Raw genomic sequence first — 21,935 nt, 5'->3', positions numbered from 1 at the left:
AAGACGACCACGTCGATAGGCTGGATGTGCACGCGCAGCAATGCGCTGAGCTGACCAGTACTAATCGCTCGATCGAGCTTGATCGTCTCTCATGATCCGTGTCCGGGCAGTCCGGAGCGGCACGCACCAAGACCAGACACGCCGAACGCACAACCCAACCCTGATCTTGGCCGGTCTGGTGGTCGATGCGGAGGAAGCTCCACCCGATCCCATCTCGAACTCGGCCGTGAAAGCCTCCAGCGCCCATGGTACTGTGTCCTAAGGCACGGGAGAGTCGGTCACCGCCAGACCTGCCAAGATCAGGTCAGCGAGCCCCAAGCGCTCGCCCCGCAGTCCCTCATCACGTGTCCTGCGCCTCGCGCGATCGGCCGCACCTTCCGCCTTCGTGAAGTGTCCTGCGCGCGCAGACGGGCTCCTGTGCGCGGGCCGACAGTTGCCTCATTCCCTGCATCGTCTAGACCGCGCGGCAGAGCGCCCCGCCGACATGATGAAACGCCCTCGGAAGGCCGGACCGCTGAGCGGCGACCATCCGAGGGCGTCGTTCTGTTCGGGGGATGGATGTCTCTCGTCCGAGCCGCGTCCTTGCGCCCACGGACTTCCAGCCGGGGAGGGAGAGCCGAACCCGGCTCCCCGCCCGCAGGTTCTCAGTTGAACAGCGCGTCGATGTCCGACTGGTCGACGTGCCCCGGATCCTCGTCGAGCTTCGGCCCGTTGAGCAGGCTGCTCTCGTCGAACGGGTTCGCCTCGTTCGCCGGCCCCATCAGGTCGCGGAAGGCTTCGAGCCCGCCCCACGCGTCGATCATCCGGTCGATATGGTCCTCGACGAATTTCAGGACGCTGACGATCTTGCTGATCCGCTGTCCGGTCAGGTCCTGGAAGTTGCAGGCCTCGTAGAGCACCACAGTCCGCTCGAGGATCGCGTCGACGCTGCTGCTGTCGCGCAGTTCGCCCGTCGAGCGCAGCACCGAAGCGTGGGTCTCGATATCCTCGACGGCGGCAAGGATCGTCGTGGTCGCGCGCTCGGTCGCCTCGACCACGGCGTCGAGTTCGCCGGCCGCCCGGCGCACGCCCTTGCCGTCATTGTCCTTGCGATGCAGCGCCGCGATCTCGCCCTTCGTCCGGCTGATCGCGTCCTTCATCACGTCGAGCTCGCTCTTGAGCCCGTAGATCTCGCTGATCTCGCGCTTGCACGCCTCGATCACGTCGCCCGTCGAGGTCTGGGTCAACCGCTTCAGTTCGTTGACCGAGGCCAGGATCTCGCTGATGCGCTCGTCCGCGACCGGGGCGGACGGCTGGACCGCCGCCGGGAGCACGGGCGCGCCGAGACTGTCTTCGATGCGGAAGCGCTTGTTCTTCATGGTGCCGGATCAGCCTGTCGCCGTGGCCCGAGTGCCGGGCGAACAGGACCCACGATCCGGCGAATTGATTGCGATTTGCTGAATGGATGCGGGCCGGCCCGCCTCGCCTGCGCCCGTCAGAGTCGATTCATCGTGTTGGCAGAATGACGACGCGACCGGGTTCGTTACGGGACGAGTCACCACGTTCCTTCACGCGACGCTCGCGACGGTGCGCTTTGACTGCGGTCTTCGTCGTCGCACCGGAGCGTACGGAGATGAGGATCCGTCTTTGGTTGATCGCGGGCGCCGCCGCCGCCGTTCTGGGCGGCAGCGCCTCGGCCCAGGAGGCCGGCCGCTACGGCGGCGGCTTCATCGAGTACCTGATGACGGGCCGCGACCCGGCCGTCGTCGCGCGCCCGTATCGGGCCGCTCCGGTCGCGCCCGACGGGACGCCGATCGCGTATCGCCGCGCCGCCGCGGTGGAGGTGCCCGCGGGCGTCGATGCGCCCGACGGCGTCCATGGCCGGACGCGCATGGCGGCGCTGCCCGGCGGCCTATCGCGGGAGGAGGTCGAGGAGGGGAGCGGAATCGCGCGGGTCGTCGAGGAGCGCTACCGGCGCCAGGTCGTCCCCTACGCGGGCGGCCACAGGCCCGGCACGGTGGTGATCGATACGCAGGAACGCCTTCTCTACCTCGTCCAGCCCGGCGGGCAGGCGATCCGGTACGGGATCGGGGTCGGCCGTCCGGGCTTCTCCTGGGCGGGCGTGAAGACGGTCAGCCAGAAACGGGAGTGGCCGGACTGGACGCCTCCGCCCGAGATGATCCGCCGCCGGCCCGACCTGCCCCGCCACATGGAGGGAGGCCCGGCCAATCCGCTGGGCGCGCGCGCCCTCTATCTCGGTTCGTCCCTGTACCGCATCCACGGGACGAACGAGCCCGAGACGATCGGACGGAACGTCTCCTCCGGCTGCATCCGGATGATGAACGAGGACGTGATCGATCTCTACGAGCGCGTGCCCGTGGGCGCCACGGTCATCGTGAGCTGACGACCCGTGGCCCCGCCGCGCGATGCGGCGGGGCCACGGACCGAAGCGCGCGTCAGACCCAGTCGTCGCTCCCGCCGCTGTCGCCGCCGTCGTCGTACGACGCATCCTGGTAATCGTCGGCCCCGCCGCCGCCGAGGGGAGCGCCGAAATCCTCCCCACCGGCGCCCTGGGCGTCGGTGCCGTAGTAGTTGTTCTCGACGATCGTCTCGCCGCCGCCCGCGGCCCCTCCGAGGCCTGCCGCACCGAGGCTGCCGAGCTGCGAGTGCCCGCCGCTGAAGGCGTTCGCGAGCGCGCTGCCGAGCAGCATGCCGCCCGCCGCTCCCGCCGCCATCGGCAGGGCCGAGGCCAGGAACCCGCTCCGCTGCGGCTGCTGCGGCTGCCCGCCCCACGGCCCGCCCTGCTGGGGCCCGGGCTGGGGATAGCCGCCCTGCGGCGGGTAGCCGGCGCCCGGTCCCGGGCCGTATCCCGGAGGCTGCTGGCCGTAGCCCGGCTGCCCGCCCCAGGGGCTGCCCTGGCGCGGCGGCTCCTGCCGGGGCTGGCCGCCGCCGAAGATGCTGGAGAAGAAGCCGCCGCCCGCGCCCTGTCCGGCGCCCTGACCGTGCTGCTGCAATTCGCGCCGCGCCTGCTCGAGCTGCTGGTTGAGGCTCTTGATCGCCTCCTCCTGCACGTAGACGAGCTGCGCCAAGGCGTAGGGCGCGTAGGGCTGCGCGCGGATTTTCTCGGCAATGAACCGCTCCGCGTCGGCATCGCGGGGCTGCTGCGCGGCCGGCTCGAGTCGCTGGAAGATGCCGTTGATGACGTCGCGTTCTTCGCTGTTCATGGAGGCGTACTCCTCTGAATCCGGGCGGCGGGACCTCCCGGCGCGATCGAGATGGGTGGGGCCTTGCTGTTTGTCACGGGGCCGGCGCGGGGAATCGCGACTTTCCGGGTATTTGGACGCATTACGTTTTCGTCACTCGTCCTCATCCCCGATCCGCCACCGTCACCCTGACAGTTCGCACCGTTTGAAATGGTTCCGCGCGCGGCGCCTGGCCGGTCGGGGGCCGGCCGCCTATCTGGCCTCTGTTTCGCCTGTTAGAGACGGCGCGCGGCGCGCGTGACGGGCCTGCCGCCGGGAGGATGATGATGGATCGACAGACGGTCAGCGGGTTGCGGGTCGCGCGCGTGCTCCACGACTTCGTAGAGCGCGAGGCGCTGCCCGGGACGGGCGTATCGCCCGAGGTGTTCTGGGGCGGGCTCGCCGCCATCCTGCGCGACCTCACGCCGAGGAACCGGGCCCTGCTGGCCAAGCGCGACGAGATTCAGGACCGCATCGACGCGTGGCACCGCGAGCGGACCGGCCAGCCGGTCGACGAGGCCGCCTACACGCGCTTCCTGCGCGAGATCGGCTACCTGCTGCCGGATCCCGGTGCCGTCCGCGTCCGCACCGAGAATGTCGACGACGAGATCGCCACGATCGCCGGCCCGCAGCTCGTCGTGCCGGTGTCGAACGCCCGCTACGCGCTCAACGCCGCCAACGCCCGCTGGGGCTCGCTCTACGATGCCTTCTACGGCACCGACGCGATCTCGGAGGAGGGCGGAGCCACCCGCGGATCCGGCTACAACCGCACCCGCGGCGCCCGCGTCGTCACCCGGGCCCGGGCCTTCCTGGACCGGACGGTGCCGCTCGCGGGTGGGCGTCACGCGGACGTCGTGACCTACGCCGTCGAGGAGGGCCGTCTCGTCGGCAACATGAACACCGGCGACACGATCCCGCTCGCGCGGCCGGACGCCTTCGTGGGCTATCGCGGCCGGGCGAGCATGCCCTCGGCGCTGCTGCTGCGCCACAACGGCCTGCACGTCGAGATCGTGCTCGACCGCACGCACCGGATCGGCCGCTTCGACGCCTCGGGCGTCGCCGACATCCAGATCGAATCGGCCATCTCCACGATCATGGACCTGGAGGATTCGGTTGCGGCCGTCGACGCGGACGACAAGGTCGTCGTCTACCGGAACTGGCTCGGCCTGATGAACGGCTCCCTGGCGGCGCGGTTCGAGAAGGACGGCCGCGTGCTGGAGCGGCGCCTCAACCCCGATCGCCACTACACCGCCCCGAACGGCGGCGAGGTGACGGTGCCCGGCCGCAGCCTGATGCTGGTGCGCAATGTCGGCCACCACATGTTCACCGACGCGGTGCTCGACGCCGAGGGCAGCGAGGTGCCAGAGGGCATCCTCGACGCGGCCGTCTCGGCGATGATCGCCATCCACGACCTGCGCAACGAGACCGGCATCCGCAACAGCCGGGAGGGCTCCGTCTACATCGTCAAGCCCAAGATGCACGGGCCGGAGGAGGTTGCCTTCGCGGTGGAGCTGTTCGGGCGCGTCGAGGCGATGCTCGGGCTCGAGCGCAACACGCTCAAGATGGGCATCATGGACGAGGAGCGCCGCACCACGGTCAACCTCGCGGCCTGCATCAAGGAGGCGGACGAGCGGGTGGTGTTCATCAACACCGGCTTCCTCGACCGCACCGGCGACGAGATCCACACCTCGATGGAGGCGGGACCGGTCATCCGCAAGAACGACATGAAGGCGACGCCCTGGATCAAGGGCTACGAGGAGAACAACGTCGATGTCGGTCTCGCCTGCGGCCTGCTCGGCCGGGCGCAGATCGGCAAGGGCATGTGGGCGGCGCCGGACGCCATGGCCGACATGCTGATGCAGAAGGGCGCCCATCCCAAGGCCGGCGCCAGCACCGCCTGGGTTCCCTCGCCGACCGCCGCGACCCTCCACGCCCTGCACTACCACGAGACCGAGGTGCGGGCCCGCCAGGAGGAACTGGCCCGGCGGCCGCGCTCGGCCCTGTCCGAGATCCTGCAGATCCCGCTCGCCCGGTCGAACTTCGCGCCCGACGACGTGCAGCAGGAGATCGACAACAACGTCCAGAGCATCCTCGGCTACGTGGTCCGCTGGATCGACCAGGGCGTCGGCTGCTCGAAGGTGCCCGACATCCACGATGTCGGCCTGATGGAGGACCGGGCGACCCTGCGCATCTCCTCGCAGCACATCGCCAACTGGCTGCACCACGGCATCGTCTCCGAGGAGCAGGTGATGGAGACGCTCAAGCGGATGGCGAAGGTCGTGGACCGGCAGAATGCCGGCGACCCGCTCTACCGGCCGATGGCGCCGGATTTCGACGGCCCGGCCTTCCGGGCCGCCTGCGACCTCGTCTTCAAGGGCCGCGAGCAGCCGAACGGCTACACCGAGTGGGTCCTGCACGCCCGGCGCCGCGAGGCGAAGGCCGCCGGCGCGCCGGCGTAGGACGCGCCTGACGCCGCCCGCGGGCGGCGTCAGGCGGCCGGGCCGCCGCCGTCGCTGCCGGACCCGAGCCAGGGCTGGGCGTTCACGGTCCCGACCCGCCAGCCCGCGCCGTCCGGGCTGGCGTAATGGTCGAGGCGGGTGAGCGAGCAATTCTCGACCGCGAAGGCGAGGCCGCCCTGCGGCGGCAGGCCCAGGGCGAGGGCCAGCGCGGCGCGGATCGTGCCGCCATGGGCCACCGCGACGATGTCCCGGCCGCGGTGCTCCTCGGTGACCTCCGCGATGGCCGCGTGCACCCGCCCGCACATCTGCGTGAAGCTCTCGCCGTTGGGCGGCCGCTCGTCGGCGGGGGCAAACCAGTAGCTCCCGGCGAGGGGCTGGCGCTCCGTGAAGAAACGGGCGCGGTCCTGCCCCTGCCAGTCCCCGAGATTCTGCTCGGCAAGGGCGGGCAGCGCGGTCAGGGTCGGCGACGTCCCGTCGACCGAGAAGTCGCGGGCCTGCCAGAGCGCCTCGGCGGTCTGGCGCGTGCGGCCGAGATGGCTCGACACCCAGACCGCGCCCGCCGGCAGCACCGGCGCGAGCCCGGCGAAGACGTGCGCGTCGCCGCAATCGCAGGGGATGTCGGAGCCGCCATAGATGCGGCCGCCATCGCCCCGCACGGGGGCGTGGCGGACCCACCACCAGCGGGTGCGGACGAAGGAATGTCGGTGCGAGGCGCTCATCCCACCCGTATAGCGCGAATTGCCAGCGCCGCGCAGGAGACATACCGTCCTTTCGAAACCGGGAGCGGCACGATGGCGGAGCAGGCGGACTTGATCTTCGGGGCGGACATCCCTTTCGCGCGGCTCTGCGGCGTGGAGGCCCTGCGCTTCGAGGAAGGCCGCACGCATCTGCGCCTCGCGCTCGGGCCGCAGCACGCCAACAACCTCGGCATCGCCCATGGCGGCGTCCTGTGCACCCTGCTCGACATCGCCATGGGGACGGTGGCGCGCCTCACCGCGGGGCGCCCGGTCGTGACCCTCGACATGCAGACCCGCTTCCTGTCGCCGGGACGGGGCGTGCTGCTGGCCGAGGGGCGGGTGGCGAAGGCCGGCCAGTCGATCCTGTTCTGCGACGCGGAACTGCGCGTCGAGGGCGGCCCCCTCGTCGCCACAGGGAGCGGCGTGTTCAAGCCCACCGGCCTCGCCGAGCCCACCTCGCGGCCGGTCGAGCGCGGCTGATCCGACGCCGGTCCGGCCGGCGAACGCCCGTCCTACCCGGCATTCGTGGGGGCGGCGGGCAGCGCCAGCGGCGGCGCACCGGCCGGCCGGCGGGCGAAGAGCAGGTCGAACAGCTTGTGGCGGATCGTGCGCTTGCGCGCCGAGGCCACGAACGGGTCCGCGTGGCAGGTGGCGTTGACGCTCGCGGCGAGGAGCCGGACGGCCGCCACCAGGCCCGGCGAGCCGGCGACGTGGACCACGTCGCTCTCGCGCAGGTGCGGGAGATGGGCGGTGGGGCGCCCCCGCAGGCGGCCGGGTCCGGGCTCGCCGCCGCTCGCCGTGGCGATCACCGGCCCGGCGCCGCTGCCGCGCAGCCAGTCGAGGGCCTCGCCCATGTAGAGGTTGCGCGGGTCGCGGGCCCCGGCGATCACCACCATCTCGCGCACCGGCTCGCGGAACCGCGCCGCGCGGGCGATGCTCCAGATCGGCGCCCAGCCGGTCCCGGCCCCGATCAGCACGAGGCGTCCCGTGCCGAGCCGGTGGAAGGCGCTGCCGAAGGGGCCGCGCACCTGGACCTCGTGGCCGATCCCGATGCGGCCCCCGAGCTCCGAGGACACGACGCCGTCCGGGATGCGCCGGACGTGGAAGATCACCTCGTTGAGGTCGCCGGAGCCGTCGCTGCGCAAGGTCGGGCTGTAATCCCGCGCCGGAAAGCCGGCGAAGGCGCAGGACAGGTACTGCCCCGGAAGCAGGGTCAGGCCCTTGGTCAGGGCGACGGTCACCTCGACGATCTCCGGCGAGAGCGGCACCAGGCTCGCGACGGTGCCCCGGCGCGTGACCACGGGCGGGACCGCGTCGAACTCGACCACCGCATGCCCGGTCACCCGGGCCTGACAGGCCAGCACCGTGCTGCCCTGGCGCGTGTCGGCGTCGTCGACCTCGCCGGCATAGACTCTCACCCGGCACGTCTCGCACTGGCCGGTGCCGCAATCCTGCGGGATCACGATCTTTCCGCCGAGCGCGGCCTCCACCAGCGTGTCGCCATGCGCGGCCCGGATGGTCTTGCCGTTGACGACGAGCGTGCAGGCGGACGCCATGACGGATGTTCCCGAGGGCTGGATCAGCGCAGGACGACGCGGACCGGGCGGACGTGGCGGGTGTGACGGGTCTGCGTGTGGTCGAAGACCGCCACCCAGAGGTAGAGCGTCTCACCCTTGACGAAGTCGACGTCGTAGCGGCTGCCGGTGCGCAGCGCCCGGGAGACTTCGAGCGTCCAGTGGCCGTCCTTCCACTTGGCGCCGCCGCGCAGGTCGGCCCGGTCCCCCGTATAGGCGCTGACGTTGAGAACGCCCGGCATCACCGTGCCGACCGGGATCGTCGCGTCGGCCTCGGGCGCGTAGGGCTTCGAATCGGCCTCGGTGAGCCACCAGATCGCATCCTCGTCCTGATGGGCGTCGGGGTTCCTGAGGTCGAAGTGGCCGAGCGCCGCCATCGTGGCGGCCGGGTCGATCGGCAGCCGCTTGGGCACGACGGGGCCGGCATAGCCGCCCGGACCCTCGAACGGGAAGTTGTAGCTGTAGATCGTCGTGCCCGGGTCGTTCCAGTAGCCGCCCTGGTAGCGGGCGCGCTTGGCGGCCTCGTCCGGCGTCGGGTCGCGGGGCGGACCCATGTACTGGTCGTCCACATGGCCGAGGAGGCCGCCGCGGGAGGCCTTCCACTGCCACATGTCGACGTAGGAGCCGTCGGTCGTGTAGTGCAGCCCGCGCTGGTTCAGGGAGGACGGCTTGTCGGCGAGCGGCTTCGGGCCGAGATGCGTCACGCCGCCGGCGCCGAAGCCGTCGGAATGCGAGAAGATCGCCGCGAACTTGTCCTCGTAGAAGTCGACCACGTCCGCCTCGCCGGCCCGGGTGGCGTTCACGTGCCAGCCATCCGCGTGCTTGACCATCGGCAGGCGGGCGATCGAGCGGGTCGGATCCTCCCAGCGGAAGGCGAAGGTCACCGTCTTCCCGTCGTGGACGGCGCGGATCTCGACGGTGGATTCGCCGCTCCCGCCGAGATTGGCCCCCTGCTGCGTCCGCACGCGGACCGGCCGCGCCGCCCGCCACGCCGCGTCGTCGAGGACGCCGTCGAGCGTCGGGGCGGTGTCGACCTCGGCGATCACCAGCGTGTCGCGGTCCGCGAGATCGAGCCCGATCACCGCCGCCACCGCGGGCACGGTCACCAGCCCCGCCACGATCATCGGCCGCCGGCTCCGCCGCGCCGCGTTCGGCGCGAGGGCCGCCGGCCGGAAGATGCGCAGCCATTGCCGCCAGCCGCCGTAGCCGAAATGGCCGATGAGGTGGAACAGCGTGTAGGCGAGGGTGCCGTAGGCCGCGGCCTCGTGCACCGCGACCACGGCGCCGCCGTAGCCGAGGTAGAGCAGCACACCGGTGACCGTGAGGACCAGCACGAGGGCGAACAGCGCCCAGTGCAGCAGCACGTTGAGGCCCATCCAGCGCAGCTGCGCGGTCGGGGCGATCTGCAGCGCCCGCAACTTGCGGGGCGCGATGCGGGCGGCGAGTCCGCTGCGCGCCATGTAGGCGACGTAGGCGACCGAGACGGCGAAGAGCAGCAGCCCGGCATAGATGTGGACGGTCCACACCTCGCCCTGGGGCAGGACCGGGCTCATCCAGCGGGCGACGACGGCGTCGAGAGCGTCCGCCGAGATCCGCAGCCCCGTGACCAGGCTCGCCCCCATCGCGACCGCGCTGACCCAATGCAGGATCACCGTGCCGACGTCGCTGGTCGGCAGCCGCGCGACCTTCGGTTGTAGAGACGGCGAAGTTTGCGCGTCGACCGCGCGGGCGCCGGCGAGCCGGTCCTTCGGCACCATCTCATTCATGACCCGCCCCCACGCGCCCTGATGTCGAGCGTCGAATCCAAGACTGGAACGTAACGGAGTGTTATCCGAACCGATCTTGTTTGCAACGCGTGACTGAGAGCCGCCGCGCTTTCCAGCTCGATGGTTAATTCGTCGCCGTCAAACGAGAGCGGCCGGAACCGAAAACACCGAATGTCTCTCTCGCGATGCATAGAAAACCGAACGGAAGTCTCAGCAAATCGTCGAGATCGCGCGGCGTCGGCGAGGCCACGGCCGAGATTCCAACGTTCGCAAGCTTGGCCGTATGCTTACCCCAGTGAGTGACCACGGGTTGTAAATCGAGGCCGCGGGACCGGAGGCGGCCCGGGCGGACGGAGACACGGGCGTTGCGCAGCGTCACGCCGGTCCCGCTCGCGCCCGGGCGGAACCCGGCGGCGCGAGGCGCGATGACGGAGCCGAATGGCCGGGCAGAGGACGGGGCGCCATGCTGGTCTACGGTGATTCGGCGCGGACGGAGGATCCGGCGGCCTGGATCGGGAGGATCGAGGCGGCGCTGCGGCGGGCGCGGGAGGCCGGGCCGGGTCTCGCCGCGCATGCCTCGCTGGTCGGTGCGCTGATCGAGGCGGGCGAATTGGCGCAGGGCATCGCGGACGCGGAATTCGCCGCGCGCGGCGGCGACGGGCCGTCGGACGCGCAGGACGCGGTGGATGCGTGGTTGATGGCCTTGGCGCGGGCCGTGCTCGGCTCCTGGGACGCCGACTTCCCGGGTGCGGCGGAGCTGCGGGTGCCGGATCGGGCGGCCCTGGCGCGATTGCGGCTGCCCGACCGCATCACCGGCAAACGGGCCGAGGGCTTTGCCTTCTACGCCCTCTACCCGGAGGGCTACGCGGAGGCGGCCCGCGCGTCCGGTCTGGGCGCGGACACGGCCTGCCTGGGCATCCGCAGCATCGGACTTCCCCTCGCTTCCATCACGGCCGCCGCCCTCGACGCGCGGGCGCCGCTGTCGCTCCGGCCCGTCGGCCACCCGTTCGACCGGCGGCTCGCCCTCGCGGAGGGTGCGTGGCTCCGCGCGCGGGCGGCGCACGGCCCCGTGGCCATCATCGACGAGGGACCCGGCCTGTCCGGCAGCTCCTTCGGGGCCGTGGCGGACCACCTGGAGGACAGCGGGGTCGCGCCGGAGCGCATCGCCTTCTTCCCGAGCCACGCGGGCGACCTCGGTCCGCGCGCCCAGCCCCGTCACCGGGCGCGGTGGGCCCGGGCACGGCGCTGGACGATTCCCTTCGCCCGGCTCGTCGGGGACGGGGCTCCGCGCGCGCACCGGCTCTCGACCTGGGTCGAGGGGCTGGTCGGCCCCCTCGACGGCCCGGCGGAGGAGATCTCGGGCGGGGCCTGGCGCCGGCTCCACTTCGCCGAGGTGCGCGACTGGCCGGCCATCGACCCGCAGCAGGAGCGGCGCAAGGTCCTCCTCCGGGCCGGTGGCGGGACCTGGCTCGCCAAGTTCGTCGGTCTCGGCGCGACGGGCGAGCGGGCGTTGGCGCGCGCGCGGGCCCTGCACGAAGCCGGCTTCGGCCCGCCGGTCGCCGGGCTCGCGCATGGCTTCCTCGTCGAACGCTGGCTCCACGAGGCCCGCCCGCTCGCGCGCGGCGTCGCGACGCCGGACGTGATCGAGGCCGCCGGACGCTACCTCGCCTTCCGTGCGCTGTCCTTCCCGTCCGGTCCGGGGCGCGGTGCCTCCCTGGCCGAGCTCCTGGCCATGGCCCGCCACAACGCCGCCGCGGTGCTTGGGGCGGAGGCGGCGCGCGGGCTCGGCCGGTACGACGCGGCCCGGCTCGCCGCCCTGGAGGAGCAGTCGCGCCCCGTCGAGGTCGATGCCCGCATGCAGCCCTGGGAGTGGCTCCTCCTCCCCGACGGCTCGGTCCGCAAGGCGGACGCCCTCGACCACCACGCCGGCCACGACCTCGTCGGCTGCCAGGACATCGCCTGGGACGTGGCGGGGGCCTGCGTCGAGTTCGATCTCCCGGCGGCCGGGCGTGACCGCCTCGCCACCACCGTGGCGGCCGGGACGGGCCGGCCGGTCGATGGGTCGCTCCTCGGGTTCTTGATCCCGTGCTACCTCGCTTTCCGGCTCGGCGCCTCCCGGCTCGCCGCGGAGGCGACCGGCGACCCGGACGAGGGGGAGCGGCTGCGCCGCGCCGCCGACACCTATGCGCGCCACCTCGCGCGCCACCTCTCGGAGGACCGATGATCCTGCTGCGCCACGGGCAGAGCGCGTTCAACCTGCATTACGGGGCCACGGGCGAGGATCCGGGGATCCCGGACGCGCCGCTGACCGAACTCGGGCACCGTCAGGCCGCGGCCGCGGCGGAGGCTCTCGCCGGCGAGGGGATGCGGCGCATCCTGTGCTCGCCCTACACGCGGGCGCTCCAGACGGCGGCACCGGTGGCGGAGCGGCTGGGCCTGCCGGTGATCGTGACCGAGGCGGTGCGCGAGCGCTTCGGCGCGAGCTGCGACATCGGCAGTGGCCGCGCCGCCCTTACGGCAGCCTGGCCGCATCTCGATTTCGGGGCGATCGCCGAGGTGTGGTGGCCCGACGCGCACGAGCCGCACGACGTCTTCGCGGCCCGGACCGGCGCCTTCCTGGCGGAGATGCGCGCGCATCCCGACTGGCCGCACACACTCGTCGTCTGCCACTGGGGCGTGATCCAGGCCCTCACGGGCGAGAATCTCGGAAACGGGCAATGGATCCGCGTGACGGAGCCCTGACGCGAGAAGGGCGGCCCGGAGACCGGACCGCCCTTCGAGGCAGGTTCTGTGGGAAGCGCGTCAGCGCTTCGAGAACTGGAAGCTGCGGCGGGCCTTCTTGCGGCCGTACTTCTTGCGCTCCACGACGCGCGGGTCGCGGGTCAGGAAGCCCTCGCGCTTGAGGGGCGAGCGCAGCTCCGGCTCGTAGTAGGTCAGCGCCTTGGCGAGGCCGTGGCGCACGGCGCCGGCCTGGCCCGAGAGACCGCCGCCCGTCACCGTAACGACGATGTCGTACTGCTCGGCGCGGTTGGCGATCTGCAGCGGCTGCTGCAGGATCATCCGCAGCACCGGGCGGGCGAAGTAGGTCTCGACCGGGCGGTCGTTGACCGTGATCGTGCCCGAGCCGGGCTTGATCCAGACGCGGGCGACCGCGTCCTTGCGCTTGCCGGTGGCGTAGGCGCGGCCCAGGGAATCCAGCTTCTGGACGTGGACCGGGGCCTCGTTCTCGGACGAGCCGAGGGCCGCCTTGTTGGCCTGGCCGAGGTCGGCGAGGGACTGAAGGGTCGCCATCTTACGCGCTCACGTTCTTCCGGTTGAGGGCGGCGACGTCGAGCGTCTCCGGCTGCTGGGCCGTGTGGGGGTGCTCCGTGCCCTTGTAGACCCGCAGGTTGCCGAGGATCTTCCGGAACAGCGGGCCGCGGGGCAGCATGCGCTCCACCGCCTTCTCCACCACGCGCTCGGGGAACCGGCCCTCGAGGATGTACTTCGCCGAGCGCTCCTTGATGCCGCCCGGGAAGCCGGTGTGATGGTAATAGACTTTCTGATCGTACTTGCGGCCGGTGAACTTCACCTTGTCCGCATTGATCACGATCACATTGTCGCCGCAATCGACGTGGGGCGTATACTGGGCCTTGTGCTTGCCCCGCAGACGCATCGCGATGATCGATGCGAGACGGCCCACGACGAGGCCCTCGGCGTCGATGATCACCCACTTCTTCTCGACGTCGGCGGGCTTCAGCGAAAAGGTCTTCATCGCGCTGGAATCCCGAGAACTTTCTTCAGAAACAGGACGCCGCCACGCGAGGTGCGCAGCGGCGATGGCGGCTGTGTACGCGAGGCGAGGGCGGGCGTCAATCGGTTTCCGAGCGGCGCGCTCGGGAAAATGTCCTTCCGTGAGAGGCGCTTGACGGACAAGGTAGCATGATACCGCTACTCGCGGCGCGGCGGGATGGCGTAGGTCCCGGTGGCGTGGCAGACGAGATCCTCCTCGCCGAGGCAGCGGATCAGCACCTCGCCGACCGCGAGCTGGCGGCCGAGCTTCATCAGGCGGGCCTCGGCCGTGAGGTCGCGCTGCGCGGGCTTGCGCATGAAGTTGAAGGACAGGTTGGTGGTCACCGCGAGGGCCACCGGGCCGAGATTGGCGAGGATCGCCGCGTAAAGGGCGAGATCGGCCAGCGCCATCATGGTCGGTCCCGAGATGGTGCCGCCGGGGCGGAGGTGCCGCTCGTGATACGGCATGCGCAGGGTCGCCGTGAGCGGTCCGACCGCCTCGATCTCCGGGCCCGGACCATAGAGGTGGATCTGCGGGAAGACCTCGGCCAGGAACGCGGTCACGGCTTCGCGGGTCATCACGGGGGAGGGGGGCATCGGGGCGGGATCCGGTTGCGGGCGGGGCCAACCTTGCAGCACGCCGGTGGCCGCCCGACAATGCCCTTCCGGACGAGGAGACGCTTCCCGGCGATGGACGAGACCGCCCCCCTGCTCACGCGCCGCGACCGCGACGGCGTCGCGACGCTCACCCTGAACCGGCCGCGGGCGCGCAACGCCCTGTCGCACGCGCTGCTCTCGGCCCTGCGCGATGCCTTCGCGGCCCTCGCGCGGGACGAGGCGATCCGCGCCGTCGTGCTCGCCGCCGAGGGACCGGCCTTCTGCGCCGGCCACGACCTCAAGGAGATGACCGCCTACCGGGCGGAGGCCGATCGGGGCGCCGCAAGCTTCGCGGCCCTGTTCGACCTCTGCTCGGAGGTGATGATGGCGATCCCGCGCCTGCCGCAGCCGGTGATCGCGGCGGTGGAGGGGGTCGCGACGGCGGCCGGCTGCCAGCTCGTGGCCTCCTGCGACCTCGCGGTGGCGGGCGAGGAGGCGCGGTTCGCCACGCCCGGCGTGCAGATCGGCCTGTTCTGCTCGACCCCGATGGTGGCCCTGTCGCGCAACCTGTCGCGCAAGGCCGCCATGGCGATGCTCCTGACGGCGGAGATGGTCGCGGCGGGCGAGGCGAGGGCTCTCGGACTGGTGAACACGGTGGTCCCGGCCGGAACGGCGCTGGCGGCGGCGGAGGCCCTGGCGGCCGGCATCGCGGCGCGCAGCCCCTACACGGTCCGGGTCGGCAAGCGCGCCTTCTACGAGCAGATCGAGATGCCGCTGGCCGAGGCCTACGCCCATGCGGGACGCGTGATGACGGAGAACATGCTGGCGCGAGCGGCCGAGGAGGGGATCGCGGCGTTCCTCACGCGCAAGGGGTGAGTAGAACGCCCGACATTGCGCTTCATCCTCAACCGCTTCGCATCAAGCGCAGAAGTGTGAGTCCGCAAACATGTAGAGGGGCGGCGGTTTGGCGCCCTACGACGGGTGGATCGTTGTATCAGACCAGTCCGTCATCACCGGATCCCGCATGCCCCCGTCCTTCGATCCCGCCCGCCACGCCGATTACGACCCCGAGCACCTGCGCGCGCTGCTGCGCGCCGTCCGCTCGATCGCGCTCGTCGGCGCCTCGTCCAATCCGGCCCGGCCCAGCTGGATCGTCACCAAGTACCTGCTGGAGCGCGGCTATGACGTGGTGCCGGTCAATCCGGGCCTCGCCGGGCAGGAGCTGCTGGGCCGCCGGGTGGTCGGCCGCCTCGCCGATCTCGGGCGCCCCGTCGACATGGTGGAGATCTTCCGCAATTCCGAGGCCGCCGGCCCCCTCGTCGACGAGGCGCTCGCCCTCGATCCCCAGCCCAAGGTGATCTGGATGCAGCTCGGCGTGCGCAACGATGCGGCGGCGGCGCGGGCGGAGGCGCGCGGCGTCACGGTCGTGATGAACCGCTGTCCCAAGATCGAGTACGGCCGCCTGTCGGGCGAGATCGGCTGGACCGGCGTGAACTCGCGCATCCTCAGCGCCAAGAAGCCCCGGCTCGCGGCCAAGGGCTTCCAGAAGCTCACCATCGAGCAGCGCTGAGGCGCCCTCAGCCCTCGACCGCCATCAGCCCGCTGCCGTTCAGGACGGACCGGGTCAGGCGGTCGGCGCCGAGCTCGCCGCCGGAATAGCCCAGCAGCTCGGCCAGCCGGTCGCGGGCGCGGCAGACGCGGCTCTTCACCGTGCCGACCTTGCACTGCATCAGCGCGGCCGCGTCCTCGTAGGAGAGGTCGCCCACCGCCACCAGCAGCAGCGCCTCGCGCTGCTCGGCGACGAGCTTGTTCAGCGCCTCCTGCAGGTCCTGCACGTCGAGCCGGTCGCCCTGGTTGGGCGCCGTGGTCAGGCGGGCGGAGTACACGCCCTCGCCGTCCTCGACCTCGCGCGAGCGCTTGCGGTGCTCCGAGTAGAAGGCGTTGCGCATGATCGTGAACAGCCACGCGCTGAGATTGGTCCCGTCCTCGAACCGGTCGCGGTTCTGCCAGCCCTTGAGCAGCGTGTCCTGGACGAGATCGTCCGCCCGGGCCGGGTTGGCCGTGAGCGTCAGGGCGAAGCGACGCAGGGAGGGAGCCGCGGCCAGAAGGTCGTCGCGGAACTTATCCTGACGCGGCGCACCGAGCGCGGCGAGCGCTTTCTCGAGCCGGATCAGCAGTTCTCCGAACGCGACGGGCGCCTCGATGTCGCCGAGCGCCGCGTAGGCGTCGCGCAGCTGCTGGCCCAGATGCTCCTGCACGGCCGCCGGGAGGGTCGGGGGCGTGGTCGGGGCGGATTTCGTCCGGCGAACGGGGGAGGAATCGGTCATCGCTGCACGCTCACGCGGAAGTGCGAGCCAAGCTAGACCATGAATATGATTCGCGCGAGCCGCTTCTTCTACTCACAGGTGCGCGAGCGCACGCGCCGAGAGCCGGCGTCGCTTCCGCGCGGCCGGCTCCCGTGATCCTGACAAAGGAAGGATCCTGCGGCTCCGACCAGAAGCCGGAGCGAACTGGTCAGAGCTTGCTCTTGACCGTGTCGGCCGCGTTCTTGATGCCGTCCTTGGCATCGCCAACCGTCTTCTGGGCCTCGCCCTTCAGTTCCTGAGCCTTGCCCTCGGCCTTCAGCTTGTCGTTGTCGGTGAGGTTCCCGACGCCCTGCTTGATGTTGCCGACGGTTTCATTGGCAACACCCTTGACCTTGTCGGTGAGGCTGCTCATGGGGATCTCCGATTTCACGACCGTTATTGTCGGTCCAGGCCCTAGGAACAGCTGAGACGCGGGATGGTTCCGCTGCGTTGCGACCGGAACCACCCCGCCTCTCCCCCATCAATGCCCTGCCGCCACACGGTCCGGGATCCGGGCGCGGGCCGCTCCCGCCTCGCGCTCCTCCCGCACCCGCCGCCGCTGGAACAGGCGCATCGCCACCACGAAGAAGACCGGCACCAGCACCACCGCCAGGATTGTGGCGGTGATCATGCCGCCCATCACGCCAGTGCCGATCGCCTGCTGGCTCTTCGAGGCCGCGCCCGCCGCGATGGCGAGGGGCACGACGCCGAAGATGAAGGCGAGGGAGGTCATGACGATCGGGCGGAAGCGCAGGCGCGCCGCCTCCACCGTCGCCTCCACCAGCCGGGTTCCGGGGCGCCACAACTCGCGGGCGAACTCGATGATCAGGATCGCGTTCTTGGCCGAGAGGCCGATGATCGTGATCAGGCCGATCTTGAAGTAGACGTCGTTCGGCATGTCGCGGATCATCACGCCCGCCACCGCGCCGACCACCCCGAGCGGGATGACCAGCATCACCGCGAGCGGGATGGACCAGCTCTCGTAGAGGGCGGCGAGGCACAGGAACACGATCAGCACCGAGAGGGCCAGCAGCAGGGTCGCCTGCGAGCCCGCCTCCTTCTCCTGCAGCGACTGCCCGGTCCAGGTGTAGCCGAATCCCTTCGGCAGCTGGGTCATCAGCCGCTCCATCTCGGCGATCGCGTCGCCCGAGGTGTAGCCGGCGGCCGGCTCGCCGGTGATGCGCACCGACTGGTAGCCGTTGAAGCCGATGATCTGGGCCGGCCCGACGCTCCACTTCAGGTCCGCGAAGGAGGACATCGGCACCATGGTGCCCTGCTGGTTCCGGACGCCGTAGTTCAGCAGGTCGCCGGCGTTGAGCCGCTGGGCGGCCTCCGCCTGCACGATCACCCGCTGCATCTTGCCGCGGTTCGGGAAGTCGTTGACGTAGACCGAGCCGAGATTGACCTGGATGGTCTGGTTGATGTCGTCGAAGGCCACGCCGAGCGCGGCGGCCTTCTCGCGATCGATCACCAGCTCGGCCTGCGGCGCCGGCGGCAGGCCCTCGACGGAGACGTTCTTCAGCACCGGGCTCTTGCGGGCGAGGGAGAGCAGCTGCTCCTGCGCGGCCATCAGGGCCGCGTAGCCCTTCTGAGCGCGGTCCTGCAGGCGGAAGCTGAAGCCCGACGCGTTGCCGAGGTTGTCGATCGGCGGGGGCTCCAGCGCCTGGATCACCGCGTCCCGGTAGGAGGCGAGCGCCGCGTTGGTCCCGGCGACGAGGCGGGCGGCCGACTGGTCGGGCCCGCGCTGCGACCAGTCCTTCAGGGTCACGAAGGCCTGCGAGGTCATCTGGCCCTGGCCCGAGAACGAGAAGCCGTTGACGACGGTCACGGTGGCGACGCCGGGCTGGGCCGCGAGATGCCGCTCGACCGCCTTCACGGCCGCGAGCGTGCGGTTGAAGGAGGAGCCGGGCGGCGTCTGGATGTCGACGGTGAAGAAGCCCTGATCCTCCACCGGCAGGAAGCCCTCCGGCAGGCGCGCGAAGCCGTAGGCCACGCCCGCCACCAGGACCAGGTAGATCGCCATCATCCGCCCGGCCTTGGCGATGGTCCAGGCCACGCCCCGCCCGTAGCGCGCGGTCTCGCGGTCGACGAGCCGGTTGAACCAGCCGAAGACCCCGCCCTTCGCGTGGCCGTGCCCCTTCTCGACCGGCTTGAGCAGCGTCGCGCAGAGCGCCGGCGTCAGCGACAGCGCCAGCACCGCCGAGAACGCGATCGACGTGACCATGCCGATGGAGAATTGCCGGTAGATGATGCCGACCGAGCCGGGGAAGAACGCCATCGGGATGAACACCGCCACCAGCACCAGCGTGATGCCCACGATCGCGCCGGTGATCTGGCGCATCGCCTTGCGGGTTGCCTCCTTGGGCGAGAGGCCCTCCTCGTTCATGATCCGCTCGACGTTCTCGACCACCACGATCGCGTCGTCGACCAGGATGCCGATCGCCAGCACCATGCCGAACATGGTCAGCACGTTGATCGAGAAGCCCGACAGCAGCATCACCGTGCAGGTGCCGAGCAGCGCGATCGGCACCACGATGGTCGGGATCAGCGTGTAGCGGATGTTCTGAAGGAACAGGAACATCACCGCGAAGACCAGCACCACCGCCTCGACGAGGGTCATCATGACCTTCTTGATCGAGGCATTCACCGCCGGCGTGATGTCGTAGGGGATGTCCCACTTCACGGTGGAGGGGAAGAACTGCGAGAGTTCCACCATCTTGGCGCGGATGGCCTTGGCGGTCTCCAGCGCGTTGCCGTCGGGGGCGAGGGTGACCGAGATTCCGGCCGCCTCGCCGCCGTTGAGGCGGGTGGTGAACTTGTAGTCGTCGCCGCCGAGTTCGATCCGGGCGACGTCGCGCAGGCGCACGGTGGAGCCGTCGGGATTGGCCCGCAGCACGATCGCGCCGAACGCCTCGGGCGCCCGCATCTGGCCCCTCACCACGATCGGGATGTTGATCGCGTGGTTGGCCGGGCTCGGCTGCGCGCCGACCGCGCCCGAGGCGATCTGTGCGTTCTGGGCCTGGATCGCCCGCGTGACGTCCGAGGCGGCCAGCGACAGGCCGCGCAGCTTGTCGGGATCGACCCAGATGCGCAGCGAGCGCTCGGTGGAGTAGAGGGTGGCCCGCCCGACGCCGGGGATGCGCCGGATCTCGTTGATGACGTTGCGGATGAGGAAGTCGCCCAGCGCCACCTCGTCCATCGACCCGTCGGTGGAGACGAGGGTGATGATGTTGAGGGTCGCGGCCGAGGCCTCCTCGACCAGGATGCCCTGCTGGCGCACCTCCGCCGGGAGGCGGGCCTCCACGCGCTTGAGCCGGTTCTGCACCTCGACGCCCGCGTAGCCCGGATCGGTGCCCGGCCGGAAGTTCGCCGTGATCTCGACCACGCCGAAGGAATCGGAGGCCGATTCGTAACTCAGGATGTTGGCCGCGCCGTTCAGCTCATCCTCGATGAGCCGGGTCGTGCCCGTGTAGAGATCCTCCACCGAGGCCCCCGGATAGGAGGTCGAGAGGGCGATCGAGGGCGGCGCGATGATCGGGTACTGCGCCACCGGGAGCAGCGGGATCGTCAGGGCGCCGCCCAGGCAGATGAAGAGGGCGACGACCCAGGCGAAGACCGGCCGGTCGATGAAGAAGCTCGCCATGTTCCGCCTCCTCAGCGCCGCGCCGCGCCGGCGGTCCGCCACGGCACCGGCTTGACCACGCTGCCGGCGACGATCTTCTGGAAGCCCTCGGTGACGACGCGGTCGCCGGATTTCAGCCCCTCGCGGATCACCCACTGGCCCTCGACGACCGGGCCGACCTCGACCGGGTGCAGCACCACCTTGTCGCCCTCGGCCACCAGCCAGACCTCCGCCCGCCCGTCATTGGAGCGGTGGACGGCCTGCTGGGGCACCGCGATGGCGTCCGCGTCGATGCCCTGGCGGATGCGCGCGCGGACATACATGCGCGGAAAGAGCTCGACCTGCGGGTTGGGGATCTCGACGCGCAGCGTCACCTGCCCGGTGCTCGGGTCGGCGGTGACGTCGGAGAACAGCAGCCGGCCCGGCTCCGGGTAGAGCGAGCCGTCATCCATGATCAGCCGCACGGTGGCGACGTCGGGCGCCACGCTCGACAACTCGCCGCTGGCGAGGTCGCGGCGCAGTTTGTTCAGCTCGCCCACCGACTGCGTGATGTCGACGTAGATCGGATCGAGCTGCTGGATCGTCGCGAGGTTGGTGGCGCTGCCCTGCTCGATCAGCGCGCCCTCCGTGACGAGGGCGCGGCCGATCCGCCCGGAGATCGGGGCCCGCACCCCGGTCCAGCTCAGGTTGAGCCTCGCCCGGTCGCGGGCCGCCTTGGCGACCGCCACCTCGGCCTCCGCCTGCTTCTGGGCCGCGGAGGCCGCGTCGTACTGCGCCTGGCTCGCCGTCTGGCGCGAGAGCAGGGTCTCCAGCCGCTCCGCCTGCTGGCGGGCAAGGACCTGGGCGGCCTCGGTGCGGGCGAGCGTCGCCTCGGCGCTGTCGAGGTCGACCCGGTAGGGGGCCGGATCGATCTCGTAGAGGAGGTCGCCCTCCTTGACCTGGCTGCCCTGCTGAAAGGCGCGTTTGATCACGAGGCCGGAGACCCGGGCGCGCACCTCGGCGATGCGGGTCGGCGCCACGCGGCCCGGCAGCTCCCGCTCGAACGGGATCGGCTGGGTGCGGACCGTGACGATCGAGACCTCCGCGGGCGGCGGGTCGGCGGGGGCGGCGCCGGTCTGCTGCGTCGGCTTGCAGGCGCCGAGAAGGAGGGCCGCGGCGGCGGCGAGGGCGAGGCGTCGGCAATGGGGCACGAGGTCGGGCTCCGGCACGCGCGGGGCACGGGGCCCCGGTCCGCGGCGATGACGAACGGGCGAGGTGGCGCCCGGATTCCGGGCGCGGATCGGCGATGGGTGCGGCGCGGGCGGGGCCGGAGGCAGGCCCGCAGGCAGGCGTCACGGCACGACCGAGGGTGACGACGCCGCCGGTGGGCTCACGCCGCGGGCGGGCGGCGGGACCGGGTCAGGCCGGGTTGCGCGGGGGGCGGTGGAAGCGCGCCGAGCGGACCGTCGGCGCGGCCCCGAGATGACGCGGCGGGTTCAGCGCCGAGGACGCCCGCGCGCGCGGCGCCGGCGCCTCGACCGGGCAGGCGCCCTGCGCACCGTCGTCGGAGGGGCGCGAGGGTTCGCCGGGCTCGGTCAGGTCCGCGATGCCGGGCGTCGCGCTGCCGGGCAGATCCGCGTGCAGGCTCGCGTCGATCATCTCCGGCGTGACGGCGCGCATCATCGACCCGCCGGGCACGGGACCGGCGAGGGCCGCCGAGGCCCCGAGAAGCAGCAGGGCGAGCCCCAGGAGGGCCGCCGAACCGCGCCGGAAGACATGATGCAGGAGTGCCGTCACGAAGCGTCACAGTGGGTGCGATGCTGCGGTGCCGCAACCCTGCCGCGACACTCTGTCCGGCGAGCGA

Annotated in this window: 20 protein-coding genes and 2 rRNA genes; 9 read left to right on the top strand and 13 right to left on the bottom strand. The window is 71.4% G+C overall.

All coding sequences use genetic code 11. The annotated features are described in order from the left end of the window. Both ACW9J6_RS05605 and rrf read left to right on the top strand, forming a co-directional pair. Positions 1 to 86, top strand: a 23S ribosomal RNA gene (locus tag ACW9J6_RS05605); the annotation flags it as partial. Between the two features lie 88 nt (positions 87 to 174). Further along, positions 175 to 290: ribosomal RNA gene (gene rrf / locus ACW9J6_RS05600) — 5S ribosomal RNA — on the top strand. A gap of 354 nt (positions 291 to 644) precedes the next feature. Here the strand turns inward: rrf and ACW9J6_RS05595 are convergent. Further along, entirely contained in the window at positions 645 to 1,358 is a 714-nt protein-coding gene (locus tag ACW9J6_RS05595) for a chemotaxis protein (RefSeq protein ID WP_457115454.1), read from the bottom strand. Positions 1,359 to 1,612: 254 nt separating this feature from the next. On the opposite strand from ACW9J6_RS05595, the gene ACW9J6_RS05590 reads away from it, so the two are divergent. Then, the gene (locus tag ACW9J6_RS05590) at positions 1,613 to 2,383 is read left to right on the top strand and encodes a L,D-transpeptidase (RefSeq protein WP_457115453.1); all 771 of its coding nucleotides are present in this window, start codon (positions 1,613 to 1,615) and stop codon (positions 2,381 to 2,383) included. 52 nt (positions 2,384 to 2,435) lie between these two features. Here ACW9J6_RS05590 and ACW9J6_RS05585 read toward each other — a convergent pair whose 3' ends face one another. Beyond that, positions 2,436 to 3,203, bottom strand: coding sequence for a DUF2076 domain-containing protein (locus tag ACW9J6_RS05585; protein ID WP_457115452.1), 768 nt, complete (start codon positions 3,201 to 3,203; stop codon positions 2,436 to 2,438). A 305-nt stretch (positions 3,204 to 3,508) separates the two neighbouring features. On the opposite strand from ACW9J6_RS05585, the gene ACW9J6_RS05580 reads away from it, so the two are divergent. Continuing rightward, positions 3,509 to 5,680, top strand: coding sequence for a malate synthase G (locus ACW9J6_RS05580; protein ID WP_457115451.1), 2,172 nt, complete (start codon positions 3,509 to 3,511; stop codon positions 5,678 to 5,680). Between the two features lie 29 nt (positions 5,681 to 5,709). On the opposite strand, the gene ACW9J6_RS05575 is transcribed toward ACW9J6_RS05580, so the two are convergent. Continuing rightward, positions 5,710 to 6,399, bottom strand: coding sequence for a histidine phosphatase family protein (locus ACW9J6_RS05575; protein WP_457115450.1), 690 nt, complete (start codon positions 6,397 to 6,399; stop codon positions 5,710 to 5,712). A gap of 72 nt (positions 6,400 to 6,471) precedes the next feature. Between ACW9J6_RS05575 and ACW9J6_RS05570 the strand changes: the two genes are divergently transcribed. Further along, the gene (locus tag ACW9J6_RS05570) at positions 6,472 to 6,897 is read left to right on the top strand and encodes a PaaI family thioesterase (protein ID WP_457115449.1); all 426 of its coding nucleotides are present in this window, start codon (positions 6,472 to 6,474) and stop codon (positions 6,895 to 6,897) included. A 32-nt stretch (positions 6,898 to 6,929) separates the two neighbouring features. Here the strand turns inward: ACW9J6_RS05570 and ACW9J6_RS05565 are convergent, their stop codons facing one another. After that, the gene (locus tag ACW9J6_RS05565; RefSeq protein ID WP_457115448.1) at positions 6,930 to 7,973 is read right to left on the bottom strand and encodes a 2Fe-2S iron-sulfur cluster-binding protein; all 1,044 of its coding nucleotides are present in this window, start codon (positions 7,971 to 7,973) and stop codon (positions 6,930 to 6,932) included. Between the two features lie 23 nt (positions 7,974 to 7,996). After that, a complete protein-coding gene (locus ACW9J6_RS05560) occupies positions 7,997 to 9,757 on the bottom strand; it encodes an ethylbenzene dehydrogenase-related protein (RefSeq protein ID WP_457115447.1) in 1,761 nt (586 codons plus the stop codon). Between the two features lie 463 nt (positions 9,758 to 10,220). On the opposite strand from ACW9J6_RS05560, the gene ACW9J6_RS05555 reads away from it, so the two are divergent. Together ACW9J6_RS05555 and ACW9J6_RS05550 are read left to right on the top strand one after the other, a co-directional pair. Further along, on the top strand, positions 10,221 to 11,981 hold the full coding sequence (locus tag ACW9J6_RS05555; protein WP_457115446.1) for a hypothetical protein: 1,761 nt from the start codon (positions 10,221 to 10,223) through the stop codon (positions 11,979 to 11,981). Further along, entirely contained in the window at positions 11,978 to 12,499 is a 522-nt protein-coding gene (locus ACW9J6_RS05550) for a histidine phosphatase family protein (protein WP_457115445.1), read from the top strand. Before ACW9J6_RS05555 ends, ACW9J6_RS05550 begins: the two co-directional genes overlap by 4 nt. Before the next feature lie 60 nt (positions 12,500 to 12,559). Here the strand turns inward: ACW9J6_RS05550 and rpsI are convergent, their stop codons facing one another. From rpsI to ACW9J6_RS05535, 3 genes are all read right to left on the bottom strand, one after another. Further along, a complete protein-coding gene (gene rpsI, locus ACW9J6_RS05545) occupies positions 12,560 to 13,048 on the bottom strand; it encodes a 30S ribosomal protein S9 (RefSeq protein ID WP_457115444.1) in 489 nt (162 codons plus the stop codon). 1 nt (position 13,049) lies between these two features. After that, positions 13,050 to 13,511, bottom strand: coding sequence for a 50S ribosomal protein L13 (gene rplM / locus ACW9J6_RS05540; RefSeq protein WP_457115443.1), 462 nt, complete (start codon positions 13,509 to 13,511; stop codon positions 13,050 to 13,052). 176 nt (positions 13,512 to 13,687) lie between these two features. Further along, entirely contained in the window at positions 13,688 to 14,125 is a 438-nt protein-coding gene (locus ACW9J6_RS05535; protein ID WP_457115442.1) for a PaaI family thioesterase, read from the bottom strand. Positions 14,126 to 14,218: 93 nt separating this feature from the next. Between ACW9J6_RS05535 and ACW9J6_RS05530 the strand changes: the two genes are divergently transcribed. Then, positions 14,219 to 15,001: an enoyl-CoA hydratase gene (locus ACW9J6_RS05530; RefSeq protein ID WP_457115441.1), complete on the top strand. Its 783-nt coding sequence runs from the start codon at positions 14,219 to 14,221 to the stop codon at positions 14,999 to 15,001. A 148-nt stretch (positions 15,002 to 15,149) separates the two neighbouring features. Further along, positions 15,150 to 15,695 (top strand): CoA-binding protein, encoded by a 546-nt coding sequence (locus ACW9J6_RS05525; RefSeq protein WP_457115440.1) that lies wholly within the window; start codon positions 15,150 to 15,152, stop codon positions 15,693 to 15,695. A 7-nt stretch (positions 15,696 to 15,702) separates the two neighbouring features. Here ACW9J6_RS05525 and ACW9J6_RS05520 read toward each other — a convergent pair whose 3' ends face one another. From ACW9J6_RS05520 to ACW9J6_RS05500, 5 genes are all read right to left on the bottom strand, one after another. Further along, on the bottom strand, positions 15,703 to 16,452 hold the full coding sequence (locus ACW9J6_RS05520) for a sigma-70 family RNA polymerase sigma factor (protein WP_457115439.1): 750 nt from the start codon (positions 16,450 to 16,452) through the stop codon (positions 15,703 to 15,705). A 187-nt stretch (positions 16,453 to 16,639) separates the two neighbouring features. Beyond that, positions 16,640 to 16,843 (bottom strand): CsbD family protein, encoded by a 204-nt coding sequence (locus ACW9J6_RS05515; protein ID WP_457115438.1) that lies wholly within the window; start codon positions 16,841 to 16,843, stop codon positions 16,640 to 16,642. Between the two features lie 108 nt (positions 16,844 to 16,951). Then, positions 16,952 to 20,113: a multidrug efflux RND transporter permease subunit gene (locus ACW9J6_RS05510; protein ID WP_457115437.1), complete on the bottom strand. Its 3,162-nt coding sequence runs from the start codon at positions 20,111 to 20,113 to the stop codon at positions 16,952 to 16,954. An 11-nt stretch (positions 20,114 to 20,124) separates the two neighbouring features. After that, complete coding sequence (locus tag ACW9J6_RS05505) at positions 20,125 to 21,300, bottom strand: efflux RND transporter periplasmic adaptor subunit (protein WP_457115436.1); 1,176 nt, start codon at positions 21,298 to 21,300, stop codon at positions 20,125 to 20,127. Between the two features lie 190 nt (positions 21,301 to 21,490). Then, positions 21,491 to 21,868: a hypothetical protein gene (locus ACW9J6_RS05500; RefSeq protein WP_457115435.1), complete on the bottom strand. Its 378-nt coding sequence runs from the start codon at positions 21,866 to 21,868 to the stop codon at positions 21,491 to 21,493. Between the last annotated feature and the right edge of the window lie 67 nt (positions 21,869 to 21,935).

This window comes from Methylobacterium sp. JK268 (assembly GCF_054052225.1).
Note: the sequence above shows the minus strand (reverse complement) of the source record. Positions and strands in the feature narration are given on the sequence as shown.